Source organism: Rathayibacter sp. PhB127 (assembly GCF_003751665.1).
Taxonomy (GTDB): Bacteria; Actinomycetota; Actinomycetes; order Actinomycetales; family Microbacteriaceae; genus Rathayibacter; species Rathayibacter festucae.
In genome coordinates this window covers 21,473-41,576 of sequence record NZ_RKHW01000005.1, presented here as the reverse complement: position 1 = coordinate 41,576, position 20,104 = coordinate 21,473, and the positions used below count along the sequence as shown (strand labels likewise).

The following is a 20,104-nucleotide window of genomic DNA, read 5'->3' as shown; positions in this document are numbered from 1 at the left end:
GCGCCGCGATGATCCGTGACCGTTCACGGAGCGCAGGGCCGCCTCGTGTCGCGACACGGTGATCCGCGCCGTTGCAGGCATGGTGACGTTAGCATCCGAGCGCGTGCGATGAGTACCCGGGTGATCGGGTAGCGACGCTGCGGGGACGGGGCGGGCGGTCCCGGCCCGGGGTCAGCGCGCGGTCGCGACGATGTCGCGGAGGGCCTCGCCGAGGTCGGGGTGGGCGAAGGCGAAGCCGGCGTCCTCGAGGCGGCCGGGGACGACCCAGCGGCTCTTCAGCAGCAGCTCGGACTCGGTGCGCAGGGCGAAGGTCGCCGGCTCGAGGACGAAGCGCGGGGCGGGCAGGCCGATCCGCCGGCCGACCGCGGCGCGCAGGAGACGGGAGAGCTCGGTGTTGTCGCTGGGGTTCGGTGCGGCGAGGTTCACGGGGCCGTCGAGGGGCTGCTCCTCCAAGAATCGGATCGAGCGGTGGACGTCCTCGACGTGGATCCAGCTGAAGTGCTGGCGGCCGCGGGTGGGGCGGTACTCGTGGTGCACGCCGGCCGCGCGCCGGGCGCGGGTGGCGGGCCAGCGGCCGTCGAACTGCGGGCCGCCGAGGCCCAGGCGGGCGAGCTTCAGCAGGATGCCGGTGGCCGGGCCGTCGCCGAGCACGATCGTCATCCGCAGGGCGAGGCGGCGGACGCCGGGGGTCTCGCCGGCGAAGAAGGCCTCCTCCCAGGCGCGTGCGACGTCGACCGAGAAGCCCTCGCCGAGCACGCCGTCCCGCTCGGTGTTGGCGCGCTCCTCCTCGTGGCGGTAGATCGTGGCGGTGCTCGCGTTCATCCAGACCGGCGGCGGGGTCGCGGCGGCCGCGACGGCGCGGTGCAGCTCCTGCGTGGTGTCGATCCGGGAGCGCAGGATCTCGGCGCGGTTGGCCGGCGTGTAGCGGCAGTCGACGCTCTTGCCCGCGAGGTTGACCAGCAGGCGGGCGCCGTCGAGGGCCCGGGTGATCGCGGCGGTGTCGCCCCAGCGGGCGTCGGGGCCGGAGCGGCCGATCCGGCGGACGGTCCAGCCGTCGGCCTCGAAGCGGCGGGCGAGGTCGGTGCCGAGGAAGCCGCTCGCTCCGGCGAGGACGACGACGGGGCGCGCGGGGTCGGGCATGCGTTCATCGTGCCGCATCGGGGCGGTCGAGGGTGCGTCGCCGAGGCGTCAGAGCCGGCGGGCCGCTGCCAGCGCACCGGCGAGGCGCTCCGGGAAGCCGGGCGGGACGTCCTCGGGCAGGGCGTCGACCGGCCACCAGGCCAGGGCGTCGCTCTCGTCGCTGACGGCGAAGGGCTGCGCGGGGTCGGCGATCGCGCCGTAGCCGATGTCCCAGTGCGCGCTGCAGCGGCCGAAGCCGCCGCCGAGACCGTGCCGGTCGAGGTCGAGCGGGACGTCGCCGAGCAGGGTGAGGGCCGACAGGCCGCTCTCCTCGCGGGCCTCGCGCTCGGCGGCGGCGGGGACGGAGACGTCGGCCGACTCGACGTGCCCGCCGAGCTGCACCCAGAAGCGGCCCTTGCGGTGGTAGCAGAGCAGCACGCGGTCGAGTGCGGGCGAGAGCACGAAGCAGCTCGCGGTGACGTGCTCGGGGCCGCCGTCCCGCTCGAGGGCCGCGTCGCCGTGCTCCGCGAGGAAGGCGAGGTACTCGTCCCGCAGCCCCGCGAGCGCCGCGGGCGCCGCCCACTCCGTCAGCTCACTGCTCAGCCTGCCTCCACGCGCGTTCTCCACCCGCACGAGCGTAGGCGAGAGCCCCCTCCCGCGCTGCGCCTGCGGCCACGGTCCGCGAGATGCCACTTATGAGCGCGACACGCCGCCGCGGGGGCTCATAAGTGGCATCTCGCAGGGAGGGAGGGTCAGACGGCCAGGCCCGAGAGGCCTTCGCGGTCGACGCGGCGGTGGAAGCGCATGCCGGCGAGGCCACCGAGGACGGCGCCGACCAGGGAGACGACCAGGGCGGCGAGGACGGTCACGATCGCGGTGACGGTGGCGTCGCCCGCGTCGAGCGGGATCTGCGGGAAGCCGCTGACGGCGGAGAGGATCTGGCTGCCTCCGGTGAGCGCGGAGACGATGCCGACGACGATCGCCACGACGACGGCCCAGGCCCAGACCGCGACGCCCTGCTTGGCGCCGCTGAAACGGGCCATCCGGCCGGCGACGTAACCGCCGGAGTAGTAGGCCACGAGGAGGATCACGAGCAGCGCGATCGCGCCGACCCAGCCGAAGGCGGCGGGGTCCGCGGCCAGGTCGGCCGTGACGTCCTGCGTGCCGACGACGGCCGCGCCGATCGCGGTGACCAGGGCGGTGAGGATGACCGCGAGGCCGGTCGCGGCGAGCCAGCCGAAGAAGGCGCAGCCGATCTTGAGGCCGCCGAAGCGGTCCTTCTCGCGCTGGTGGATGTCCTTGCGGGCGGCGGTGCGGGCCTTCGCGGCCTCCGCGGAGTCGGGGTCGACGGGGGCGCGGTGCGCGGCGGGCTGGTCGTCGGGGGCGGTGGTCGCGGTGGCGCCCGTGGCGGTCGCTCCCGTGCCGGGGGTGGTCGAGGCGGTGCTCGTCGTGTCGAAGCGGGCGGTCGCGTCCCGGTCGCTGCGGGTCGGGTCGCTGCTGTCGGAGCCGGGGCCCCGATCGGTGGGCGTGCTCATGTCGGCCTCCTCGTGCGCCCCGGTGCGGAGCGTCGGCTCAGTCAACTCCCCGGCGGCTCCCGGTGTCTCGGGCTTGACGGCGCGGATCGACGGGCGGGGCGGGTGCCGGCGGGGTCGTCGCCTCCTACTGATCGAGTAGCCCGCGAAGCGGGCGTATCGAGATCCACCGTGGTCAGCAGGTGGGGTCTGCAGAATCCGACTTCTGATGACGGTCGGTCTCGATACGCCCCTTCGGGGCTACTCGACCAGCATGGGGGCGCTGCGGGGCTACTCGACCAGCATGGGGGCGCTGCGGGGCTACTCGACCAGCATGGGGGCGCTGCGGGGCTACTCGACCAGCATGTTCGCGCACGACCACGCTCGGCGCGGCCGAACGGGCGTCAACCCCGTTCCGCCGCGCGGCGGGAGCGGCTTGCATGGGGAGACCGACCCACGACGAGAGGGAGCATCATGACTCCGGAATCCCCTGAGCAGACCCCGCCCGGTACCGAAGGCCAGCTGACGCCGAAGGCCGACCACGGCGAGACCAGCTACCGCGGCTCCGACCGCCTGCGCGGCAAGGTCGCCCTGGTCACCGGCGCCGACAGCGGCATCGGCAAGGCCGTCGCGATCGCGTTCGCCCGCGAGGGCGCCGACGTCGCGATCTCGTACCTGAACGAGCACGAGGACGCCGAGGACACCGCGAAGTGGGTGCGCGAGGCGGGCCGCGAGGCTCTGCTCCTGCCCGGCGATCTGCAGGACCCGGCGCACTGCCGCTCCGTCGTCGCCGAGACCGTCGAGAAGCTCGGCCACCTCGAGGTGCTCGTCAGCAACGCGGCGTTCCAGATGAGCCGCGAGGAGGTCACCGACATCCCCGACGAGGAGTGGGACCGCACGATCGCGACGAACATCAGCGCCTACTTCCACCTGGTCAAGGCCGCGCTGCCCCACCTGAACAGCGGCGCCTCGATCATCGCGACGAGCTCGGTGCAGTCGGATCAGCCGTCGTACCAGCTGCTGCCCTACGCGGCGACGAAGGCCGCGATGCTCAGCATGACCGCCTCGCTCGCGCAGGCCCTCGGCGAGAAGGGTATCCGCGCGAACGCGGTCGCCCCGGGCCCGATCTGGACCCCGCTGATCCCGGCGACCATGCCGCCGGAGGCCGTCGCCTCGTTCGGCGAGCAGGTCCCGCTCGGCCGCCCCGGCCAGCCCGCCGAGGTCGCCCACGCCTACGTGCTGCTGGCCTCGGACGACGCCAGCTACATGAGCGGCTCGACGATCGCCGTCACCGGCGGGAAGCCGATCCTCTGAGCACCGCCACGCGGAGCCTCCGGAGCGCCGCTCACCCGCAGGAACGTGCGATAGGTTCCCGCGGGTGAGCGTCCACATCCGCAGCATCGAGACGGCCGTCCCGCCCACGGTCCTGCACCAGCCGGCGCTCCGCGACCTCTTCGCCGCGCAGCCCGCCGTCACCCGCCTCGGCTCGCGGCTGATCGGCGCGGCCTTCAACGCCTCGGGGATCGACACCCGGTACACGGTCGTCGACGAGCTGGACGGCGAGGAGCGCGAGGGCGAGAGCACCTTCTACGACGCCCGCTCCGGCCGGCTGCTCGACCCGGGCACGGCCGCGCGCAACGCCGTCTACACGGCCCGTGCTCCGGAGCTCTTCGCGCAGGCGGCCCGGCGCGCGCTCGACGCCGCCGGCTTCGCGCCGGACGAGGTCACGCACGTGGTCACCGTCTCCTGCACCGGCTTCTACGCACCCGGGCCCGACTACCAGCTGGTCCGCGCGCTCGGACTGCGGGTCTCGACGCAGCGCTTCCACCTCGGCTTCATGGGCTGCTACGGCGCCTTCCCCGGGCTCCGCGCCGCCCGCGCGTTCTGCGAGGCGGACCCGTCGGCCGTCGTGCTGGTCGTCGCGGCGGAGCTCTGCAGCATCCACCTGACCAGCTCCAGCGATGCGGAGCAGATCGTCGCCACCTCCGTCTTCGCCGACGGGGCCGCCGCCGCGGTCGTCACCGCCCGCGCGCCCGAGCCGGGCACCGCGGTGCTTGACATCGACGAGCTCGACACGACCCTCACCCCCGAGGGCGAGGACGAGATGGCCTGGACGATCGGCGACCACGGCTTCACCATGCGGCTGAGCACCTACGTGCCGTCCATCATCGGCACGAACATCACCGCCGCGCTCGAGCCGATGCTCGGCCTCGGCGGGGTCGGCGCCGCGGACGTGCAGCGCTGGGCCGTGCACCCCGGCGGCCGGAGCATCCTCGACCGCGTGCAGTCGGCAATCGGCCTCTCGGACGAGCAGATGCGGCCCTCGCGCGAGGTGCTGCGGACGGTCGGGAACATGTCGAGCGCGACCGTGCTGTTCATCCTGCGCCGCCTGCTGCACGGCGAGGCGGCCGCCGGCGAGCGGATCGGCGCGATGGCGTTCGGGCCGGGGCTGACCGTCGAGATGGCGCTGCTGACCAAGCGCGGCGGGGCGTGAGCGCCCACGCGCCGCTCGTCCCCGACCTCCGGCACCGGGAGACCGACGCGCAGGAGCTGATGGACGACCCGGCCTGCGACCGCGCGCTGCTCGACGCGACCTACGCGCGGTTCGGCACGGTGAACCGGCTCGTCTCCGGCTGGCGGCGGCTCTACCGGACCCGGCTGCGACCGCTGTTCCGGAGCGAGGAGCCCCTGCGGCTGCTCGACATCGGCTCGGGCGGCGGCGACATCGCGCGCTCGCTCGCCGACTGGGCGCATGCGGACGGGCTGCGGCTCGCGATCACCGCGATCGATCCGGACGAGCGGGCGTTCGCCTTCGCGACGTCGACGCCGGCGCCGGCCGGGCTCGAGTTCCGGCGGGCGAGCAGCGCCGAGCTGGTCGCCGAGGGCGCGCAGTACGACATCGTGACGTCGAACCACCTGCTGCACCACCTGCCGGCCGAGGCGCTCCGCGCGCTGCTCGAGGACAGTGAGCGGCTCGCTCCGCGCGCGCTGCACAACGACATCGAGCGCTCGCGGCTGGCGTACACCGCGTACGCGGCGGCGACCCGGCCGATCGCGGCGGGGTCGTTCCTGCATTACGACGGGTCGCTGTCGGTGCGGCGGAGCTATACGGCGCCGGAGCTGCGCGTGCTGGCGCCCGAGGGCTGGCGCGTGGAGCGGGCGGCGCCGTACCGGCTGCTGCTGGCGCGCGGGTAGGGCGCGCTCCGGGCTGGGCTGCTCGGCGACACGCGGCCGGGCTCACGCGCGGGCGGACTGCTGACCGGGGCCGGCGGCTGAGCGGGAGCGGGTCCGGCCCGCGGGCCGGCTGAGCGCGGGCTAGCGGTGGGGGCGCTCGACGTCGTCGCCGGGCGTGCGCTCGTCGGGGCCGTGCGAGCGGCGGTACTGCCAGCCGGCGAGGGCGAGGATCAGCACGCCGCAGAGGACGGTGATGATGTCCGGCACGGAGACCCCGTCGCCGAGCGAGCTGATGCCGGCGCCGAGGAGCAGGACGCCGCCGATGAGGTAGAAGATGACTCGCGTTTTCATGGCCTCGTCGCTTTCGTCCGCCGGAACAGGCCCTGCGATGCTACCCGGTCGCGCCGGACGGCGGCCGGGCGCGGGTCCAGGCGCGCTGGACCTCCGGCACGCGGAATCGGCTCCGGCACGCTGGAATGCGCCGGAACCACGAGCCCGGGGTGGAAGCACGAGCCGAACGTCGTGACGCGCGAGCTCCGGCACGCGGAAACACCTCCGGCACGCTGAAATGCGCCGAGATCGCGAGCCCAGAGCGGAAGCGCGAGCCGAACGTCCGAGCGGAGTGCGTCCGGGACGCGAGAAGGTCACCTCGTCAGGGGGGACGCTCCATGCTGATCGAGTAGCCCGCGGAGCGGACGTATCGAGATCCACCCGCGTCGAGAGGACGAGTCTGCAGACCCGCCCTGCTGAGGACGGCGGGTCTCGATACGCCCCTGCGGGGCTACTCGACCAGCATGGAGGGGGCGTCACATCATTGCCCGCCCCGGAGAACTTCACCTCGTCAATGCGGGAACCCCATGCTGATCGAGTAGCCCGCGCAGCGGGCGTATCGAGGTCTACCCCCGTCTGCACAGCGACCCCCGGGTAGGGGGCGCGGCCCGGGCTGTCAATGGGGCATCGGCGTGTCTCCCCGCCGATTCCGCGTGGAGGGGTTCCACCGGTTACCGTCCCCGAGGAGCCGTCCGCCGTGGGCGGCTCGCACTGACGAAGGGCGCCCGTGGCCACGCTGACCTATGGACCGCAGAATCTCGAGATCGAGTTCGAGGAGCGGGTCCTCGCCCACCTCAAGGTCGCCGTGCTGTCGAAGCTGCGGCGCAACGAGGCCTTCTCCCTCTCCTGGACCGAGGACGCCTCCACCGGCCACGGCCGCAGCTCGGTCTGGCTGCACCCGTCGGTGCCGCTGCACTTCCGCTTCGCCGAGACGCACCAGCCCAAGCTCAACCGCGCGTGGATCGAGCAGATGCTGAGCGTCGCGAGCATGCACGGCGAGCTGTCCGTCCTCCCGGAGCCCGAGGAGACGCGCCAGGGCTCCTGAGCCCGCCGCCTTCTCCCCCGGGACCGGATCCGTCAACCCCACCCCCCATCACAGGGTCACGACGTAGCGTCTGAGGACAGTGACCGGGCGGTTCTCCGTCGGTCGCGACCACGGACGGAGACGACGATGACCGATACCGCGCGAGCAGTCGCAGCACCCACCCTGACCGGGACGGGAGGCTCCCTGCGCAAGGACGAGCCGATCGCCGTCCGCCACGCTCCCGACTCCGCCTCGACCGACTCGCAGCCGGTGCTCGGCTGCCGGATCGATGTGAGCGGCCGGATCTTCACGGTCGAGCTCGAGATGGCCGGCGTCTTCCTGCGGCAGGTCCGCCGCACCCTCCGCGACGGCGACAGCGCGCTCGTCCTTCTGCGCCACGTCGACGGGATCGAGATGATCCCCTTCACCCGCGCGACGCCGTTCGAGGTGTCCGACATCGTCTGCCCCGAGGGCGTCGAGCCCGCGGAGGCGCGGATCGCCGAGGGACTGCGCGCCCGCTAGGACCGCCGCGGCGCGGGGTCGATCCCGCGCCGCCGTTCGATCGGATCCGCGCAGCCGCCGCGATCAGGCGGGGAGCGACGCCTCGATCAGCTGGACGATCCGCGGGTCGTCGGGCTCGACCGTCGGGCGGAAGCGGTGCACGGTGCCGTCCGCGGTGATCAGGAACTTCTCGAAGTTCCACTTCACCTTGCCGGCCTTGCCCGCCTCGTCCTCGGTCTTGGTCAGCTCCGCGTAGAGCGGGTGCGCCGAGCGGCCGTTGACCTTGACCTTCTCGAACATCGGGAAGGTGACGCCCCAGGTGGTGGAGCAGTACTCCTTGATCTTGTCGGAGTCGCTGAGCTCCTGCAGGAACTGGTTGCTCGGGAAGCCGAGCACCGTGAAGCCGCGGTCGCCGTACTGCTTCTGCAGCGCCTCGAGCTTCTCGTACTGCGGGGCGAGGCCGCAGCGGGAGGCGACGTTGACGATGAGCTTCACCGGCGCGTAGTCGGCGAGCGTCGACGAGGATCCGTCGATCGTGGTGAGCGGGATGTCGGTGATCGTCTCGGGCACGGGGGCTCCTTGTCGAGGAAGTGGGGGGGGTGATCGTCAGGCTATCCAGTGCAGCCGTGCGCGGGCCGCGAGACACTCCTCCACAGCCGCGCCCTCACCGCGACTGTCCCCCGTCGGCGCAACTCCCTCCCCGCCGGTGTGCGAGCGGCACCACCATGGAGGCATGACCCCCTCCTCGCAGCAGCTCGTGTCGGTGGGTGGGCGGCGCCTGCGGCTGACCAACCTCGACAAGGTGGTCTATCCGGAGGCGGGGTTCACCAAGGCCGACGTCCTCTCCTACTACGCGTCCGTCGCCTCCGCGATGCTGCCGCACCTCGCGCGCCGGCCGGTGACGCGCAAGCGCTGGGTCGACGGGGTCGGCACGGCGGAGGAGCCCGGCGAGGTCTTCTTCGAGAAGAACCTGCCCTCCTCCGCGCCCTACTGGCTCAGCCGGACGAAGCTCGCGCACTCCTCGCGGGACGTCGAATACCCGCTCGTCGACGACGTCGCCGGGCTGACCTGGCTGGCCCAGCAGGCCGCGCTCGAGCTGCACGTGCCGCAATGGCGGGTCGGCTCGGACGGCGAGCGGCGCCCGCCGGACCGGCTCGTGCTCGATCTCGATCCGGGCGAGGGGGCGGGGCTGGCGGAGTGCGCCGAGGTGGCGTTCCTGGCGCGGGACCTGCTGGAGGGGATGGGACTCGAGCCGTTCCCGGTGACCAGCGGCAGCAAGGGCATCCACCTCTACTGCCCACTGGACGCCTCCGCCTCGAGCGATCAGATCTCCTCGGTCGCGCACGAGCTGGCGAAGGTGCTGGAGTCCGACCACCGGGATCTGGTCGTCTCCGACATGAAGAAGACCCTGCGCGAGGGCAAGGTGCTCGTGGACTGGAGCCAGAACAGCGCGGCGAAGACGACGATCGCGCCGTACTCGCTGCGGGGCCGGCTGCTGCCGTGGGTCGCCGCGCCGCGCACCTGGGAGGAGATCGGGGCGGAGGACCTGCGGCACCTCGCCCCGGACGAGGTGGTCGAGCGGCTGCGGAGCGACGGCGACCTCCTGCGCCCGGTGCTGGCCGCGCGCGGTGCGGGGCTCGAGCCGTCGCCGGAGCGGATGGCGGGATTCGCGGCGACCGACGCCTCCGCCGACCGGCTGGCCGCCTACCGGAGCATGCGCGACGCCTCGAAGACGCCGGAGCCGGTGCCCTCGCCGGGGGCGGGGATCGCGACGTCGGGCGACACGTTCGTCGTGCAGGAGCACCACGCGCGGCGGCTGCACTACGACTTCCGGCTCGAGCACGACGGTGTCCTGGTCAGCTGGGCCGTGCCGAAGGGGCCGCCGCTGGACGGCGACCCGAACCGGCTGGCGGTCCAGACGGAGGACCACCCGCTCGAGTACGCGACCTTCGAGGGCACGATCCCCGCGGGCGAGTACGGCGGCGGCGAGGTGCGGATCTGGGACGAGGGCACCTACGCGCTGGAGAAGTGGCGCGAGGGCGAGGAGGTGATCGCGGTGCTGACGGGCCGGCCGGACGGCGGGCTCGGCGGCGAGCCGCGCCGGTACGCGCTGCTGCACACGGGGGCGAAGGGCGGGAAGGGGGACGAGAAGAACTGGCTGCTGCACCTGATGGCGCTGGGGGCCGCGGCGCACGGCGGACAGTCACACGGAGGGAAGACGCACGGGCGCGGGGTCGGGGTGCGGAAGGGCGGTGGGTCCGGCGGGGCGTCGGGGTCCGGCGCGTCGGGGTCGTCCGCTGCGGCCGCCACCGATTCCGGGGCGTCGGGGTCCTCCGCTGCCGCGCCGACCGCGGAGGCCGCCGCCTTCCGGCCGATGCTCGCGACCGCCGGCCGTGCGGCGGACATCCCCGGGGATTCCGCGATCGAGATGAAGTGGGACGGCTATCGCGCCCTGGTGCGGGTGGCGGGCGGAGCGGTGACCCTGACCAGCCGGAACGGCAACGACCTGACGGCCGCGTTCCCCGACCTGCTCGGTCCGATCGCCGAGGCGGCGGCGGTCGACTGCGTGCTGGACGGCGAGATCGTCGCGCTCGACGACCGCGGCCGGCCCGACTTCGGCCGGCTGCAGACCCGCGGCGGGCTGACCAGGCCGCGCGAGATCGAGGCGGCGGCACGCGCGACTCCGGCGCACCTGATGCTCTTCGACCTGCTGGCGATCGACGGAACGGAGGCCGTCGGCCGCCCCTACGACGAGCGCCGCGCGGCCCTGGAGCAGCTGGCGACCGAGAACGAGCGCGTGCACGTGCCGTCGGTGTTCGACGGCGACCTGGAGGAGGCGATGTCGACGAGCCTCGCGCTCGGCCTGGAGGGCGTGGTCGCCAAGCGCCGAGACGCGGCGTACCGGCCGGGCGTCCGCTCCGGCGACTGGGTGAAGCTCACCCATCACCGCGTGCAGGAGGTGGTGATCGTCGGCTGGCGCGAGGGCGAGGGCGGCCTCGTCGGCTCGGTCGGCTCGCTGCTGACGGCGCTCCCCGGCGACGACGGCCTGGTCTACTCCGGCCGGGTGGGCAGCGGCTTCAGCGACCGAGAGCGCCGCGGACTCGTCGACCGCCTCGCCGAGCACGCCACCGACGAGCCCGCGGTCTCCGTCCCGCCCGCCGAGTCCCGCGGCGTGCACTGGGTCGAGCCCGTCCTCGTCGGCGAGGTCCGCTACCGCGAGCGCACCGCCGGCGGCACCCTCCGCCAGCCCGTCTGGCGCGGCTGGCGCGCCGACAAGTCCGCCGCGGAGGTGCGCCTGGAGTGAGCGGCGAGTTACTGAGAGACGAGGTTGCGGTCTTCTGGGATCACGCCGCTCACTTCGCTCGCCCGCCTGTGTAATGCGGACAACTCGATGGCGTTGCGCCAGCGTTTCGCACAAACGCGAGCCGAAAACCCCCGCACAGCCGCACCTACAAGGAGGAGAGAATGCCATGGACAGAAGAGCCGCGGTACCGTTCAGAGCCCGCTTGGCTTTATCGTCAGCACTGATCGACCTTGGCTTACACGCCTCGCGCAGCTTGATTCGGCTAGCGGAGCGCGAGAAAGCCGAGTCGAGCGAAGCCTATCGATGGCAAACCGTCGGCGGTCAAATGCCGCTCGCAACCATCCATCGCCTCGCCCTCGTCAGCACCGACCATTACCACGCCTTCGCTCGACTCCTTCGACTTGCGGAGCCCTATGCCCCCTCATTGGCATCGCTAGCTCGATCGTTCGGAGAGGTCAGTGGTAAAGCCTGGTGGCTACTCGAGTCCACTTCCGCTGAACAACTCAGTCATCGTACGGCGGCCCTCAAGCTGTCGGACACGACGAGTGCTGGAAAGCGAGAAATCAGCACCTTCGGACCTGACGGGGTCTCGACGCCCGTCGCGGATCCCCTGCAGTCCGCTCAAGCAGCACTGACTCGATCGGAGGTCTCTGGAAAGCGCGAAAAAGTGCCGAATTACACACAATCCTTCGAACTCGCCTGCTCCAAGTCCGAACTAAAAGGCGGGACCGAGCTTTATCGCCACCTCTCAGGAGCCGCCCACGGCTCCCTTCTGACTATGGGATCACTCACTCACGTCGGTCCGCAGAATGCGGATGGCTCCGCCTACACATACCTTGCCCTGTCACTCGATCTCACCGAAAGCTATCTGGATGCCCTTGTCGGAATAATGAGTTCCATCGTTCGGCGCGTCTCGGTCGCTTATGATGCGCAGGATGAACTCGAGAGACTGCGGCAGGTAGTGATACGCGTGGATGACTCGATCAGAGCAGTCCTTCGAGAGGTTGAGTACCGCTGACATTCGTCTCCGCACCGACTCTTGCGGGTGTGGCAATCGGCATGCGAAGCGAGACGCCGGCGCTCAGTGGAGGTTCTTCAGTCGAGGCGGACGCCGCGGAGGAGGACGAGGGTGGAGCCGACGGCGACGCCAGTGCCGATGAGGACGCCGCCGGCGCCGGCCGCGGCGGCGATGGTGCCGAGGAGGGTGGGCAGGGCGATCAGGCCCATGCGGTTGCCGGCCAGGCGGAGGGAGAGGGCGCGACCGTGGCGGTCGGCGGGGGTGCGCTCGATCAGCCAGGACATGGTGATCGGCTGGCCGATGCCGAGGCCGAGGCCCAGCAGGGCGACGGCGACGAAGAGCAGCGCGGTCGGAGCGGGCAGGGCGGTGAGGACCAGGCAGACGGCGGAGACGACGACGCCGGCGACCATCACGCGGGTGCGGCCGAAGCGGGAGGTCGTGGCGCCGAGCAGGAGGCGGGAGGCCATCGAGGCGAGGGCGCGGACGGTCAGCAGGGCGCCGACCACGCCCGCGGGGAGTCCGCGTTCCGCGCCGAGGGCGGGCAGGTAGACGACGGTCAGGTCGACGGCGGCGACGACGGTCGCGCTGGTGAGCAGGGCGCGGGCGAGGCCGGGGATCCGCAGCAGACCGAGCGTCGAGCCCTCGGACGGCGCTGCTGCGGCGGCGGGGCGGGGCGCGGGGCGGGCGATCGCGGTGGTGACGGCGAGGAGGAGGACGGCGAGCGCGCCTCCGACGAGGAACAGCGGCGCGGGGTCGGGGCGGACGGCGCTGCCGGCGAAGACGGGGATGAAGGCGGGGCCGATCGCCTGGCCGAGGGAGGCGGCGAAGGTGTAGTAGCCGAAGCGGCTGTCGAGGCGGGTGCCGGCCGCTCCCCCGGCGACCACCGCCTGCTGGCCGACGACGCAGCCGAGGTGACCGGCGCCGAGCAGCGCGGTGCCGCAGAGCAGGCCGACGAGGCCGCCGCCCGCGAGGAGCAGCAGCCCGGCGGCGGCGATCGTCAGCAGCGAGCCGCAGGCCATCACGAAGCGGGCGCCGACCCGGTCGACGAGGCCGCCGACGGGCAGCGCGATCAGCAGCGGCACCACCGCGAACGAGGCGCCGAGCGCGCCGAGCGCCCAGGCCGGCACGTCGAGCTGGATCGCCTGGTAGACGGCGGCCGGCCGCAGCAGGAAGGCGACGGCCTGGATGAGCACCGCGTGCGCCAGCAGCGCGCCGGTCGAGAGAGCCTGGCGGTCCGGCACGGCGCTCCCTCCCCTCGGCGGGCGATCGCCCGCCGTCCATCCTGGCGCACCGCCGCACGGGAGCCCGCGCACACGATCGACGGCCCCGATGCGGTGAGCGAGAAGCCCTCGGCGGCGAGTCGCCCGAGAAGGCTCGTTCCGGGGCTGCAGAACGAGCCTTCTCGGGCGACTCAGTAGGCGAGATGGGGGCTGAGCTGCGAGGCTCCGGCGGCCGCACTCGACGCGCGGCGAACCCGAGCGCCGAGTCGCCCGAGAAGGCTCGTTCTCGGGCCGCAGAACGAGCCTTCTCGGGCGACTCGGTGGGTGCGGGGGTCCCGCAAGCACAGGGGGCGGTGATCCGGCGCGAACGGCTCGCTCGGCGGCGGGCAGGCAGCCGTTGGTGACGGATCGGGCGACACGGAGGGACGGGCAGGAGCGCGGACGTCGGCGGGTCAGCGGTCGAGCGGCTCCGGGAGCGGCTGCGCGTGCTCCGGCAGGACGCCGAGGTGGTGGCGGCCGCGCAGGCGGAACCACACCAGGCCGACGGTGACGACCGCGCCGACGACGATGAGGGCGATCCAGCGGAGGGGGCCGTCGCCGTAGACCTCGGTGCGGGGCCAGGCGAGGTTCACGGCCATCGCGGCTCCCCAGAGCACGGCGACGATGTTCACCGGCAGGCCGAGGCGGCCGAGCGAGAAGTAGCCGGCGGGCGCGTCGGCGGTGGGCCAGCGTCGGCGCAGGCGGCGCAACAGCAGGGGGACGGTGACCAGCAGGTAGGCGAGGTAGATCAGGATGACGGCGACGCTCGTCACGGCGGTGAAGATCTCGGGGGTGCCGATGTTGACGACGAGGATCAGCACGGCGAGCACGCCGATCAGGACGGCCGGGGCGACCGGGGTGCGGCGGCGCGGGTCGACGCGGGCGAGCAGGGTGCTGCCGGGCAGGGCGTTGTCGCGCGCCATCGCGAAGACCAGGCGGATGCCCGCGGTGTGCACGGCGAGCGCGCAGACGGTGATCGCGACGACGATGCAGCCGAGGAACACCGAGCCGAGCGGGCCGCCGAGCACCTGCAGGACCACCAGCTGCAGGCCGCCGGACGGGGAGCCGAGCGCCGGGTCGGCGAGATCGGGGGCGGCGAGGAGGCCGAAGAGGATGATCAGGCCGCCGAGAACGAACGAGGCGGTGATCGCGCGGAGGATCGCGGCGGGGGCGGTGCGCCGGGGGTCGACGGTCTCCTCGCCGAGCGAGCCGGCGGTGTCGAAGCCGTACATCACGTAGGCGGAGGCGATCGCGGCGATGAGGAACGCGCCGAGGTAGCCGCCGGGGACGCCCTCGCCGCGGCCGGCCGTCTCGAGGACGACGCTCGGCGGGTTGACCGCATTGGCGGCGAGGACGACGACGAGCAGCACCGCGGCGACCAGCTCGATCAGCACGCCTACGCTGTTGATGCGGGCCATCAGCCGCACACCGATCGCGTTCACGCCGGTCGTGAACGCCACCAGGATCGCGCCCCAGAGCACCGCGCTGACGCCGGCGCTCGTGCCGGTGCCGTCGCCGACGAGCTGGAAGCCCCGCCAGATCTGCGGGAGCGTGCTCTGGTAGGCGAGCACGACGGCGGCGAGCGACACGACGGAGGCGAGCGCCATTATCCAGCCGGCGAGCCAGCTCACCGTCGGGCCGGCCAGGCGCTTGCTCCAGTTGTAGACGGAGCCGGCGACGGGGTAGCGCGCGGCGAGCTCGGCGAAGCAGAGTGCCACGGCGAGCTGGCCGGCGAAGACCATCGGCCAGGACCACCAGTAGGCGGGGCCGCCGTTCGCGTAGCCGAAGGAGAAGAGCTGGAACGTGCCGGTCAGGATCGAGATGTAGCTGACTCCCGCGGCGAAGCTGCCGAAGCGGCCGATGCCGCGGGTGAGGGTCTGCCGGTAGCCGGACTCGGCCATCCCGTCGTCGGACATCCGCGCCTCCATGCACGGGGTCGGGGCGTGCGAGGTCAGGATGGCAGGCCGCGGCGGGGCGCGGGGTGCGGGGGCACGGATGGGGGTGGTTGACGGAGCAGGCAGGGGAGGGTCTCGATACGCCGCTGCGCGGCTCCTCGACCAGCATGAGGCGGAGACGTCCGGGCGGGCGGGGTCTCGATACGCCGCTGCGCGGCTACTCGACCAGCATGATCTGACGGCGGGCGGTTCATGCTGATCGAGTAGGCCGCGGAGCGGGCGTATCGAGATCCACCGTGGTCAGAAGGCGGGTCAGCAGGCCCGAGGTGCTGGCGACGGCGGTCTCGATACGCCGCTGCGCGGCTACTCGACCAGCATGAGGACGCCGCTGCGCGGCTACTCGACCAGCATGAGGACGCCGCTGCGCGGCTGCTCGACCAGCACGGGGACGCCACTGCGGCTGCTCGACCAGCATGGGACGTGAGCGCGTCAGCTCGTCGAGGGGGTCGGCGGGCCGAAGACGAGGATCAGCTCGGCGGGGGCGGCGGACTCGTTGGCGACTCCGTGGTGACTGCCGGCCGGGGCGTAGAGGGCGTCGCCCGCGCGGAGGACGGCGCTCTCGCCGTCGACGGTCATCACGACCTCGCCGAGGACGACGACGTAGAGCTCGTCGGAGCTGTCCGGCGAGCAGCTGCCGGGGTCGCCCGCGAGGTGCACGTGCTCACCCTCGGAGGTGCCCGGCTCGAGATGGAAGCGCATCACCGAGCTGGGCAGCGCGGTGGTCGCCCGGAAGTAGTACTCCAGATCGAGCACGCCCGAGCCGCCGTAGAGCGGGCGGCGGCGCGCATCCTCACCGAGTCTCTGGATCTGCACGGGGTCCTCCTCCGAAGTCGGTCCTCATCAGCCTGCCGGACGCGCGGCGCTCAGCCCAGGAGCGGCGCCGCGACCGGCGGCGTCACTCCGAAGGCCGACACGTCCTCGCTGGTCGCACCGTCGAGGGCGAGCTCGGCGAGCACGCGGCCGATGGTCGGCGTGAACTTGAAGGCGTGCCCGGCGCCGAGCCCGACCAGGATGTCGGGGTGCTCGTCGAGCGGGCCGAGGACGAAGCGGCGGTCCGGCGTCAGCGCGTACTGGCAGGTGACGGTCCGCAGCACCTCGCCGGCGGTGGGCACCACGGCGCCGACGAAGCCGGTCAGCTCCTCCAGCAGCTCAGCCGAGGGGACGAAGGTGCGCTCGCGCGGCGCCATCAGGTTGTCGGAGACGTCGCGCGCGGCCTTGATCGTCGGCTCGCCGTAGGTCGGGAAGCCGTAGAAGCAGTGCTCGTCCTCCCAGATCCAGACCGGGAAGCGCTCGCGGTCGAAGGCGCTCGGCTCGGGCGGCGCGAAGTAGCTGACCTGCTCCTGCATCGTGACGAGCGGGATCGCGGCGCCGAGCGGCGCGAGCAGCTCGTTCGTCCAGGCGTCCGCGGCGAGGATCACCTTGCCTGCGAGCACGTCGCCGCCCGCGGTGCGCACGACCACGCCGTCCTCGCCGGGGAGCAGCGCCTCGACCGGCGTGCGGTCGCGGATCACGGCCCCGTGCTGCCGAGCGCGAAGCTGCAGCACGGCGACCGTGCGGGCGGCGTGCACGATGCCGGAGTCGGCGGTGTACACCGTCTGCGTGCCCTCGGGCAGCGAGAACTGCGGCCAGCGCGCGGTGACCTCGGCCGGCGTGAGCAGCTCGAACGGGACTCCGCTCTCGGTGAGACTCGACCGGAACGCCTCGGCGGAGTAGGGGCTGCCGGCCGGGAAGAACACCAGCCCGCCCGTGATCGTGACGAGCGACTCGCCCGACTCCGCCTCGAGGTCGGCCCAGTCGAGGTACGCCGACTGCGCGAGCCGGACGTACTCGGGGGCACCGTAGGAGGTGCGCAGGATGCGCGAGGTGTCGTGCGAGGCGCCGCGCACGTGGCCGAGCTCGAACTGCTCGAACGCGACGACCCGGGCGCCGCGGCGGGCCAGGTGGTAGGCGGCGGCGCTGCCGAGAGCGCCCATTCCGACGACGGCGACGTCGAACTTCTCCATGCTGATGCTTCGCTTCCGTGGATCGGTGAGGGCCGCCGGGATCGACGGCTCGGGTGACAGGGTCAGAGGACCTTGGACAGGAACGCGCGGGTGCGCTCGTGCTGCGGGTCGGCGAGGATCCGCTCGGGCGGCCCCGACTCGACGACGACGCCGCCGTCCATGAAGGTCACCGTGTCGGCGACCTCGCGGGCGAAGCCGATCTCGTGGGTGACGACGATCATCGTCATGCCCTCGGCGGCGAGGTCGCGCATCACGTCGAGCACCTCGCCGACCAGCTCGGGGTCGAGTGCGGAGGTCGGCTCGTCGAAGAGCATCAGGCGGGGTCGCATCGCGAGGGCCCGGGCGATGGCGACCCGCTGCTGCTGACCGCCGGAGAGCGAGCGCGGGTAGGCGTCCGCCTTGGCGCCGAGGCCGACCCGGTCGAGCAGCACGCGGGCGCGGGCCGTGGCGTCCGGCACCTTCTCGCGGCGGACCAGGACGGGCGCCTCGATCAGGTTCTCCAGCACGGTGAGGTGCGGGAAGAGGTTGAACTGCTGGAAGACCATGCCGATCTCGCTGCGCCGCGTCGCGATCTCGGCGTCGCGCAGCTCGTGCAGACGGCCGTTGTGGCGGCGGTAGCCGACCAGCTCGCCGGCGACGCTGATCGTGCCCGCGTCGATCTTCTCGAGGTGGTTGATGCAGCGGAGGAAGGTGCTCTTGCCCGAGCCGGACGGGCCGAGCAGGCAGGTCACCTCGCCCGGCGCGACGGTCAGGTCGATGCCGCGGATGACGAGGTTGCCGCCGTACTGCTTGTGCACGCCGGTCGCCTGGACCATGGGCGCGGTCACAGCGCTCCCTCCCCTCGGGCGGCGGGCCGCGGCCTCGCGCTCGCGAGCAGCGCCCCGAGCGGGGTCGGGCCCTGGACGATCCGGTCGCCACGGGAGAAGCGCCGCTCGATCATCCGCTGACCCGCGCTGAGGACCGTGGTGACGAGCAGGTACCAGAGGCTGACGGTGATGAGCAGCGGGATCACCTCGAAGTTGCGGGAGTAGATGGTCTGGGCGGCGAAGAGGATGTCCGGGATCGCGATCACGCTCACCAGAGACGTCGTCTTCAGCATCGAGATCGTCTGGTTGCCGGTCGGCGGGATGATCACCCGCATCGCCTGCGGCAGGACGATCCGGCGGAAGACCTGGGCCTTGCGCAGCCCGAGCGCCTCGGCGGCGTCGACCTGGCCGGGGTCGACCGAGAGCAGGCCCGCGCGGACGATCTCGGACATGTAGGCGCCCTCGTTGAGCCCGAGGCCGAGGATCGCGGCGAGGAACGGGCTGATCAGCACGTTGGTGTCGGCGCTGGCGAAGGTGGGGCCGAACGGGATGCCCAGGCTCAGCTCGGGGTAGAGGGCGGCGAGGTTGAACCAGAAGATCAGCTGCACCAGGAGCGGCGTGCCGCGGAAGAAGGCGACGAACGCGCCCGCCGCCGTGGCGACCACGAGCGTCTGCGACTGCCGGCCGACAGCCATCAGGACGCCGATGACGATGCCGACGACCATCGCGATCGCGGTGAGCAGGAGCGTGGTGCCGAGTCCGCGGAGGATCCGCCCGTCGAGGAAGTAGCCGAAGACGCTGCCCCACTCGAAGTTCGGGTTGGTCGCGACCGAGTGGGTGAGCAGCGCCGCCAGCACGAGGATCACGACGGTCGCCGCCCGCCGGCCCCAGTGCCGGACGGGGACCACGGTCTCGGGCGGCGCGGTGGTCGTCGCGCGCTGCTCCACGGCGGTCATCCGCTGATCTGGGCCGGGTCGGTGTAGAGCTCGGCCTGCTCGACCGCGCCGACCTCGACGCCGAAGCGCTGGAGGTTCTCCTCGTAGTCGCCCGTCGTCATCAGGTGCTCGAGGGCGGCCTGGAAGGCGGGGGCCAGCTCGGAGCCGTCCGGGAAGGCGATGCCCCAGGGGCTCGGCTCGAAGTTGACGTCGAGCGCCTCGAGCGCGCCGTCGGACTGCTCGGCCTGGAAGACGGCCGGCGGGACGGCGCTGACCGTCGCGTCGACGCGGCCGGAGCTCAGGGCGAGCACGGCGTCGGCCGCGGTCGGGAAGGTCGAGATCTCGATCGCCGGCTCGCCCGCCTCGGTGCAGACGGCGTCCCACTTCGGCAGCGTGATGTCGTTCTCGGTCGAGCCCTTGAGCACGCCGACGGACTGGCCGCAGAGCGTGTCGATCGTGAGGTCGAGCGGGTTGCCGCCCTCGACCAGCAGCGTGGTGCCGCCGAGGAAGTCGCTGACGAAGTCGACGGTCTCGAGCCGCTCGGCGGTGACGCCCAGCGCGGCTGCCGCGGCGTCGATCTTGTTCGAGGCCAGCGAGGGGAAGAGCGCGTCGAACTTGATGTCCTCGAAGACGACGTCGAGGCCGAGCACCTCGCCGATCAGGCGCATCTCCTCGGGCTGCGAGCCCGAGAGCGTGGTGCCGTCGTCGGCCAGGTCGAGCAGGGGCGGATAGCCGGGGCCGCTCGCGATGCGGATCTCGCCGGCCGCGGCGATGTCCTCGGGCACCAGGTCGGCGATGCTCTGCTCGAAGAGGGCGCTCGGCTCCGCGTCGGTCGTGGCGGCGGCGTCGGCCGAGCAGCCGGCGAGCAGGGCGGCGGAGGCGAGCACCGCGGTGACGACGGCGGCCCGGCGGGCGGGGTGCGGCGCGGCGCGGGGCGCTGTGCGGGTCGCGGGGCGGGGGACGGTCGGGTTCATGGGACTCCTAGGGCTGTGGGAAGCGTTCGTGGAGCGGGTGACGGCGCGCCGCCGTCGCGCTCGGCGGGCCGTCGTGACCGCCGCCGGGCGAGTGCGATCACTGTAGGAACGGCGGGTTCCGGCGCTGTTACAGTGCGTGCTGGCGGCGATTCGAGCGCCTCGAGATTGACGGTTCTGCAGAGGGGCGGCTC

At 72.8% G+C, this 20,104-nt stretch carries 19 protein-coding genes; 7 read left to right on the top strand and 12 right to left on the bottom strand.

The features are described from left to right. Positions 1-171 precede the first annotated feature (171 nt). The 3 genes from EDF22_RS18440 to EDF22_RS18430 form a co-directional block, all read right to left on the bottom strand. Positions 172-1,140 (bottom strand): epimerase, encoded by a 969-nt coding sequence (locus EDF22_RS18440; protein ID WP_123706291.1) that lies wholly within the window; start codon positions 1,138-1,140, stop codon positions 172-174. Between the two features lie 48 nt (positions 1,141-1,188). Further along, positions 1,189-1,746 (bottom strand): NUDIX domain-containing protein, encoded by a 558-nt coding sequence (locus EDF22_RS18435; RefSeq protein ID WP_260303553.1) that lies wholly within the window; start codon positions 1,744-1,746, stop codon positions 1,189-1,191. Positions 1,747-1,871: 125 nt separating this feature from the next. Further along, positions 1,872-2,654: a hypothetical protein gene (locus tag EDF22_RS18430; protein WP_123706290.1), complete on the bottom strand. Its 783-nt coding sequence runs from the start codon at positions 2,652-2,654 to the stop codon at positions 1,872-1,874. A gap of 450 nt (positions 2,655-3,104) precedes the next feature. Here EDF22_RS18430 and EDF22_RS18425 point away from each other — a divergent pair, with 450 nt between their 5' ends. From EDF22_RS18425 to EDF22_RS18415, 3 genes are all read left to right on the top strand, one after another. Beyond that, positions 3,105-3,944 (top strand): SDR family oxidoreductase, encoded by an 840-nt coding sequence (locus tag EDF22_RS18425; protein ID WP_123706289.1) that lies wholly within the window; start codon positions 3,105-3,107, stop codon positions 3,942-3,944. Positions 3,945-4,008: 64 nt separating this feature from the next. Further along, positions 4,009-5,124 (top strand): type III polyketide synthase, encoded by a 1,116-nt coding sequence (locus EDF22_RS18420; protein WP_123706288.1) that lies wholly within the window; start codon positions 4,009-4,011, stop codon positions 5,122-5,124. Continuing rightward, positions 5,121-5,825: a methyltransferase domain-containing protein gene (locus EDF22_RS18415; protein WP_260303552.1), complete on the top strand. Its 705-nt coding sequence runs from the start codon at positions 5,121-5,123 to the stop codon at positions 5,823-5,825. The genes EDF22_RS18420 and EDF22_RS18415 overlap by 4 nt, the downstream gene beginning before the upstream one ends. Before the next feature lie 120 nt (positions 5,826-5,945). Here EDF22_RS18415 and EDF22_RS18410 read toward each other — a convergent pair whose 3' ends face one another. After that, on the bottom strand, positions 5,946-6,155 hold the full coding sequence (locus EDF22_RS18410) for a hypothetical protein (RefSeq protein ID WP_123706287.1): 210 nt from the start codon (positions 6,153-6,155) through the stop codon (positions 5,946-5,948). A gap of 706 nt (positions 6,156-6,861) precedes the next feature. Between EDF22_RS18410 and EDF22_RS18405 the strand changes: the two genes are divergently transcribed. Beyond that, the gene (locus EDF22_RS18405) at positions 6,862-7,179 is read left to right on the top strand and encodes a hypothetical protein (RefSeq protein WP_123448043.1); all 318 of its coding nucleotides are present in this window, start codon (positions 6,862-6,864) and stop codon (positions 7,177-7,179) included. 126 nt (positions 7,180-7,305) lie between these two features. Continuing rightward, positions 7,306-7,680, top strand: coding sequence for a hypothetical protein (locus EDF22_RS18400; protein ID WP_123448042.1), 375 nt, complete (start codon positions 7,306-7,308; stop codon positions 7,678-7,680). Positions 7,681-7,743: 63 nt separating this feature from the next. Here the strand turns inward: EDF22_RS18400 and EDF22_RS18395 are convergent, their stop codons facing one another. Further along, positions 7,744-8,229, bottom strand: a complete 486-nt coding sequence (locus EDF22_RS18395; RefSeq protein ID WP_123448041.1) for a glutathione peroxidase — start codon at positions 8,227-8,229, stop codon at positions 7,744-7,746. Positions 8,230-8,392: 163 nt separating this feature from the next. On the opposite strand from EDF22_RS18395, the gene EDF22_RS18390 reads away from it, so the two are divergent. Together EDF22_RS18390 and EDF22_RS20570 are read left to right on the top strand one after the other, a co-directional pair. Further along, positions 8,393-10,963 carry an ATP-dependent DNA ligase gene (locus EDF22_RS18390; RefSeq protein WP_123706286.1) on the top strand — a complete coding sequence of 857 codons (2,571 nt, stop codon included), beginning with the start codon at positions 8,393-8,395 and terminating at the stop codon, positions 10,961-10,963. 166 nt (positions 10,964-11,129) lie between these two features. Continuing rightward, on the top strand, positions 11,130-11,981 hold the full coding sequence (locus EDF22_RS20570; RefSeq protein ID WP_148059240.1) for a hypothetical protein: 852 nt from the start codon (positions 11,130-11,132) through the stop codon (positions 11,979-11,981). 77 nt (positions 11,982-12,058) lie between these two features. Here EDF22_RS20570 and EDF22_RS18385 read toward each other — a convergent pair whose 3' ends face one another. The 7 genes from EDF22_RS18385 to EDF22_RS18355 form a co-directional block, all read right to left on the bottom strand. Beyond that, positions 12,059-13,222, bottom strand: a complete 1,164-nt coding sequence (locus EDF22_RS18385) for an MFS transporter (protein ID WP_123706285.1) — start codon at positions 13,220-13,222, stop codon at positions 12,059-12,061. A gap of 431 nt (positions 13,223-13,653) precedes the next feature. Then, positions 13,654-15,156, bottom strand: a complete 1,503-nt coding sequence (locus EDF22_RS18380) for an APC family permease (RefSeq protein WP_260303551.1) — start codon at positions 15,154-15,156, stop codon at positions 13,654-13,656. Positions 15,157-15,624: 468 nt separating this feature from the next. Further along, positions 15,625-16,008, bottom strand: coding sequence for a cupin domain-containing protein (locus EDF22_RS18375; RefSeq protein WP_123706283.1), 384 nt, complete (start codon positions 16,006-16,008; stop codon positions 15,625-15,627). Between the two features lie 50 nt (positions 16,009-16,058). After that, positions 16,059-17,198, bottom strand: a complete 1,140-nt coding sequence (gene solA, locus EDF22_RS18370; protein ID WP_123706282.1) for an N-methyl-L-tryptophan oxidase — start codon at positions 17,196-17,198, stop codon at positions 16,059-16,061. A gap of 62 nt (positions 17,199-17,260) precedes the next feature. After that, entirely contained in the window at positions 17,261-18,025 is a 765-nt protein-coding gene (locus EDF22_RS18365) for an amino acid ABC transporter ATP-binding protein (protein ID WP_308197440.1), read from the bottom strand. Continuing rightward, complete coding sequence (locus tag EDF22_RS18360) at positions 18,022-18,960, bottom strand: amino acid ABC transporter permease (RefSeq protein ID WP_123706280.1); 939 nt, start codon at positions 18,958-18,960, stop codon at positions 18,022-18,024. Before EDF22_RS18360 ends, EDF22_RS18365 begins: the two co-directional genes overlap by 4 nt. After that, a complete protein-coding gene (locus EDF22_RS18355; protein ID WP_123706279.1) occupies positions 18,957-19,913 on the bottom strand; it encodes an ABC transporter substrate-binding protein in 957 nt (318 codons plus the stop codon). Before EDF22_RS18355 ends, EDF22_RS18360 begins: the two co-directional genes overlap by 4 nt. Positions 19,914-20,104: the final 191 nt, after the last annotated feature.